We start from the raw sequence: 5,191 nt of genomic DNA, 5'->3' as shown, positions 1-5,191 counted from the left end.
AATGATCCCGATGGTCTTTGGGTTCTCTTCGAAGAATTCGGAGAGGCAGCTGTAGACAAGGGAATCAACAATCCCACGGACATTGGAGTTTCCAAGCCGCATCTTGGTCTGCCCTTCAAACTGGGGGTTTGCGATCTTGACGCTGATGATGGCGCAGAGCCCTTCACGGACATCATCACCTTTAAAGGAGAAATCACCTTTCAGCAGGTTGTTCTTCTTTGCAGACGTATTGATCGCCCGTGTAAGGGCTGAGCGGAATCCTTCGAGATGGGTACCGCCTTCCCGGGTATTGACGCTGTTGACGAAGGTGAAGAGAGTTTCACCGTACCCGCTGTTGTACTGGATGGCAACATCCACCTCCATCTTATTCTCTTCATCCTTTCTTGAAATCGAGATAACGTCGGGAAAGAGCGTCTCTTTGCCTTCATTTAAGTATTTGACAAATTCGCTGATCCCGCCTTCATAGTAGAAGGTCTCTCCATCCCCGCTCCGTTTGTCAAGAACCCGTATTCTCACGCTACTGTTTAGGAACGCAAGTTCACGGAGGCGTGAGCTGATGATATCAAAGTCGAAGTGTGTGGTTTCGAAGATGGTTGAATCAGGCTTGAAGGTGATCCGTGTTCCGGTATAGGAGGAGAGATCATCAGTATCCTTTGCTTCATACCCGGATCCAAACCGCTTTCTCAGCCGCTGCCTCAGCTCATCAGGCGACTCCGGCACAGATGTCAGGGGCGATACTACAGCACCCCGTTCAAACCGCATCGAGTAGATGACTCCGCCACGGAAGACTTCCGCAACCATCCACTCGGAGAGGGCGTTTACAACCGAGACACCAACACCATGAAGCCCTCCTGACACCTGGTACGAGTTCTTATCGAACTTTCCACCGGCATGCAGGATCGTCATGACCACTTCAAGGGCACTCTTCCCATACTTGGGCATGGTATCGATCGGGACACCCCGCCCGTCATCCTCGATGGTACAGGACCCGTCTGCGTTGATTGAGATATCAATATGGCTGCAGTATCCTGCCAGAGCCTCATCGATTGAGTTATCCACCACCTCATAGATGAGATGGTGCAAACCCCGGCCGTCTGTGCTCCCGATATACATCGCCGGCCGCTCGCGTACCGGACTGAGACCCTCAAGGACGGTGATCTGTTCTGCGTTATATGTACTATTCATGCATGACTCCGATTATGGCAAAATGAAAGGGAAAATGCCCGGAAACAATTCCTTGCCATTTTTTTGCAGACTGGATGGATACCAGCCGCTCTACCAGTATATATTGGTTGTTGAAGATGATATAGGTCTCCCTATCAGACAGATTATTGCCGGATGAGCTGGGAAAATCAGTCGAATGAACCCATATCGGGATCCGGAATGCCCAGTTCCCGGTCAACGGCAAGGATAATTTTTTCGATGATCTTTTTTGCCGCCTCGGCATCCGGTTTGTCATCGGTCCCGATCTTATGCCAGAGAATAAGTTTCTTCAGCCGCTCGGTCAGTTGAGCGACCTCGGTTCCTTTCAGGGACGGAGGGACAGACATCTCCGTGACATGATCGGATGCTCCATAGAATGCCTGTTCGGGGGGGAGGGCAAAATGCCTGCTCAGAAGGACGAGGTTCACAACAAAGCCTCTGCCAAATTTACTTTCCATAAAGAATCATCTTGCCGCGAGATCAGATGAATGATGCGGTCAGAGGATGGAGACGGGGAGGGAAGAGAACCAGACAGATCAGGTCATACTCCTCAACAGCTGCATCAATCCAAGCCGTCCGAAGAGCGGGAGGAGTTCGGGCTTGAAGAGGAGTCGGCGAATCAGCTTTCCCGGCCGATCCATATCCCCATCCTCTACGATGATCTTTAAGATCTCAGGATCCGAGAGTGCCCGTATTGTGGTATCAATATCTTCGGAGTTCAGCCGCCCCCGCATCTCAAAGAGCTTCAGCCCGAGGGCAAGTTCCCGCCCGAGATCCGCCTTCCAGAGCCGCTGGTAGGTATAGAGCGCCTCCGCGGAGGTATTCTCCACCTCAAACGCCCGCACGGCAGTTGCAACCGCATGCCGGGCGGATCGGATGCCGGTGTAGACGCCCCCGCCGGATGTGGGCTTTGGAAGGCCGGCTGCATCCCCGCAGACCATGAGGCGGTCAGAATAGGTTTTTTCAGGAGGGCCAAGGGGGATTGCTCCCGTGACGCAGTGAACGGATGTTTCAGAGTAGTTCCTGATGAAAGCCGAGAACCGTGCAGGTATATCCTTCAGACCGCAGAGCCCGACACGTGCTCTTGTCTCTGAGATCGGGATCACCCAGCCGAAGAAGTCAGGAGAGGCATCAGGGTGGAGTTCGACAAACAGGGGATCGCGGCGAAGGACGATATCCGCCTGGATGCCGCCGAGGAGATATTTTGGGCGGGGCAGGCCGGCCGATCGGGCAATACCGCTCCGGGGGCCATCCGCTGCAATGCAGATCCGGTGAGGAATTCCATCCCGCCCACCAGCACCCCGTGTCGTGATGAGACCGGGCTTAATCCAATCCGCATAGCACTTGATCCGGATATCGGCACCGGCTGCGGCTGCCGCCTGCACCATCTCGCGGTCAAGTGCGGCACGATCAACCACATACGCCTTTGTCTTTCCTGCATCAAAGAGGAGTTCGCTCCCCTTCCCCGAGACGATCCGGGCACCCTGTATGGTATTCAGAACAGAGCGATCTGTTACCTCGCATTCTGCAAAGGCAGACGAGCTGAGGAGGCCCGCACACTGGACAGGGTGCCCGGCAGCGGCATGCTCTTCAATGAGGAGTGTCGAGAGGCCTGCTTCGGCAGACAAACGTGCGGCTGTTGCCCCGACAGGCCCTCCCCCGACGACGACGATATCATACATGCGTTACCTGATCATGTGCCTCTGGAAGAGATAAGAGAAGAGTGTCTTCTGTATGCAGGAGGTGGATGAGAGCACCTTCGGGAGAGTGATCAGGCAGGCTATTCCCATTTCACCCCGAAGAGCGGCTCATCGCTTCGGGGCTCTCTCGGCGCCCTGAGCGGGACAACATCTGTCTCCCAGGGGATCTCGCCACCGCCTTTAATAAGACCGAGCAGTCGTTCGAGCGCAGCAGCTTCCGCCTCTTTCCTCGTTGATGCACCACCCACCTTCAGGGTCACGGTGACCGTAACCTTCCACTCATCCGGCATACCAGAATCCTCTGAATGAAAAATTGTCCGGGGAAGGTAAATAGGCTCTGGTATCATGAGCAGAACCAGGCCATCCATCAGGTACATGGAATCAAGCACGGCCGCCTCATTCGATATGCTGATATAGTTTGGTTACGAACGGTTCATTACAATACGGTTCGAAATAGAACTATCATCAAAGGTCGGGTTATACAATGAGAGGCATACTGCAATACACCACCGAAGAAGGCCATACAAGGTCATTGATCTCCTTGTATGTCCTCCATTCACTCCACTGCAAGCCAAAAACAGGTTATGATTTACTCAAAGAAATTGAGGAGGTAACAGGAGGAGCATGGGTGCCGAGCAAGGGAACACTCTATCCATTGCTCCACAGCCTCGCTGGTGAAGGGCTCATTACAGAAGAGGATACGGGATTGCGTGCAAAGACGATCTATACCCTTACCGATGCCGGGGAAGAGGTTCTAACAGCAATCAAGGCATGCAGACACCAGTCCGGGGAACAGCTACTCCTGCTTAAAACCCTGCATACCAGGATCTTTGGAGAAGAACGTGCATCCCTCAGGGAGATGATGTGGGAAATACGGGAGTCTATCCATACCCTGCCGGCAGAGAAGCATGAAGAAGCTCTGGAGATCCTCAGGGAATGCACAAAAAGACTTGGAGGGCTCGGCGAGAAGGGGAGATCCGAATGAATGCGATTCTCGTGGATTCACTCACCAAACGGTTCGGGGACTTTACCGCAGTTGATGCCATCTCCTTTGAGATACCGGAAGGGGAGATCTTCGGCCTCCTCGGGCCAAATGGTGCCGGAAAGACGACCGCCATCTCGATGCTCTCCACCCTGCTTGAACCGACATCGGGCACTGCATTTCTCAATGGGATCGATATCAGAAAGGATCAGGATGGCGTCAGGAAGGCAATAGGGATCGTCTTCCAGGATCAGAGTCTGGATGAGGAGCTGACGGCATGGGAAAATATGGATTTCCATGGCAGGCTCTACCGCATCCCAAAGGCGATCAGGGAAGAGCGGATTGGTGAGATGCTCAGGCTTGTCGAGCTGGAAGAGCGGAAAGAGAGCCTCGTTAAGACTTTTTCAGGGGGGATGAGGCGCCGGCTTGAGATTGCACGGGGGCTTCTGCACGAGCCCTCGGTTCTCTTTCTGGATGAGCCGACACTCGGCCTTGATCCCCAGACGAGAAACCATCTCTGGGAGTATATCCAGATCTTAAACCAGACAAAGGGGATCACCATCATCCTCACCACCCACTACATGGATGAGGCGGATCGGCTCTGCGACCGGGTGGCGATCATCGACAGGGGCAGAATCGTTGCTATGGATACGCCAGCGAGCCTGAAAGCCAGGGTGGGTGAAGACGTGGTATACATCACATCCCCTGATGCCGGCAGGATTGCAGGCGAAATCAAGGCTCCATGGATTATCGGTGCAGAACAGTATGACGGGCAGGTGATCATCCGGCTCCACTCAGCAGAAGATCACCTGCTTGAACTCCTTGGGCTGATCGGACGGGATGGGTATACGATTGCATCCATCTCGATCAGGAAGCCTACCCTCGAGGATGTCTTCCTCCACTATACCGGCAGGGAGATGCGGCAGGAAGAGGCAGGGGCAGCAGATCGGATGCGGATGATGATGCCGAGGAGGAACTAGCGATGGATATCATCTATACACTCTGGCTGCGGAGCCTGAAACGCTATCTCCGATCAAAGAGCCGGATCGTCGGGAGCCTCGGAATGCCGGTATTCTTCCTTCTGGCACTTGGATTTGGGCTGAATGAGGTGGTGCAGATACCGGGAGCAACAGGAGAAAATTACCTCCAGTTCCTGGTTCCGGGGATCATCTCAATGGCGGTACTCTTCACCTCGGTCTTTTCAGGGATCATGATCATCTGGGACAAGCAGTTTGGGTTCCTGAAAGAGACGCTGGTCGCACCGGTCTCACGGCTTGAGATCATGCTCGGCCAGACCGCCGGAGGC

The 5,191-nt window shown here is 54.1% G+C and carries 7 protein-coding genes; 3 read left to right on the top strand and 4 right to left on the bottom strand.

Annotation, left to right across the window (positions count from 1 at the left end; translation table 11 throughout):
* The 4 genes from QCH34_RS06375 to QCH34_RS06360 all read right to left on the bottom strand — a co-directional run.
* Nucleotides 1–1,185 (bottom strand): ATP-binding protein (locus QCH34_RS06375; RefSeq protein ID WP_300331914.1); only part of this gene is annotated, 1,185 nt, incomplete at its 3' end.
* A 167-nt stretch (nucleotides 1,186–1,352) separates the two neighbouring features.
* The gene (locus tag QCH34_RS06370) at nucleotides 1,353–1,661 is read right to left on the bottom strand and encodes a hypothetical protein (protein WP_300331910.1); all 309 of its coding nucleotides are present in this window, start codon (nucleotides 1,659–1,661) and stop codon (nucleotides 1,353–1,355) included.
* A 78-nt stretch (nucleotides 1,662–1,739) separates the two neighbouring features.
* The gene (locus QCH34_RS06365; protein WP_300331906.1) at nucleotides 1,740–2,885 is read right to left on the bottom strand and encodes an NAD(P)/FAD-dependent oxidoreductase; all 1,146 of its coding nucleotides are present in this window, start codon (nucleotides 2,883–2,885) and stop codon (nucleotides 1,740–1,742) included.
* Between the two features lie 98 nt (nucleotides 2,886–2,983).
* A complete protein-coding gene (locus QCH34_RS06360; RefSeq protein ID WP_300331903.1) occupies nucleotides 2,984–3,193 on the bottom strand; it encodes a hypothetical protein in 210 nt (69 codons plus the stop codon).
* A gap of 194 nt (nucleotides 3,194–3,387) precedes the next feature.
* On the opposite strand from QCH34_RS06360, the gene QCH34_RS06355 reads away from it, so the two are divergent.
* From QCH34_RS06355 to QCH34_RS06345, 3 genes are all read left to right on the top strand, one after another.
* Entirely contained in the window at nucleotides 3,388–3,888 is a 501-nt protein-coding gene (locus QCH34_RS06355) for a PadR family transcriptional regulator (RefSeq protein ID WP_300331900.1), read from the top strand.
* Nucleotides 3,885–4,865 carry an ATP-binding cassette domain-containing protein gene (locus QCH34_RS06350; RefSeq protein WP_300331897.1) on the top strand — a complete coding sequence of 327 codons (981 nt, stop codon included), beginning with the start codon at nucleotides 3,885–3,887 and terminating at the stop codon, nucleotides 4,863–4,865. Before QCH34_RS06355 ends, QCH34_RS06350 begins: the two co-directional genes overlap by 4 nt.
* A 2-nt stretch (nucleotides 4,866–4,867) precedes the next feature.
* Nucleotides 4,868–5,191, top strand: a 324-nt coding sequence (locus tag QCH34_RS06345) for an ABC transporter permease (RefSeq protein WP_300331894.1), incomplete at its 3' end; no start/stop codon positions are given.

Origin of the sequence: Methanocalculus sp., assembly GCF_029762515.1 — an archaeon.
Lineage (GTDB): Archaea > Halobacteriota > Methanomicrobia > Methanomicrobiales > Methanocorpusculaceae > Methanocalculus.
This window is presented reverse-complemented; position numbering and strand designations above follow the sequence as displayed.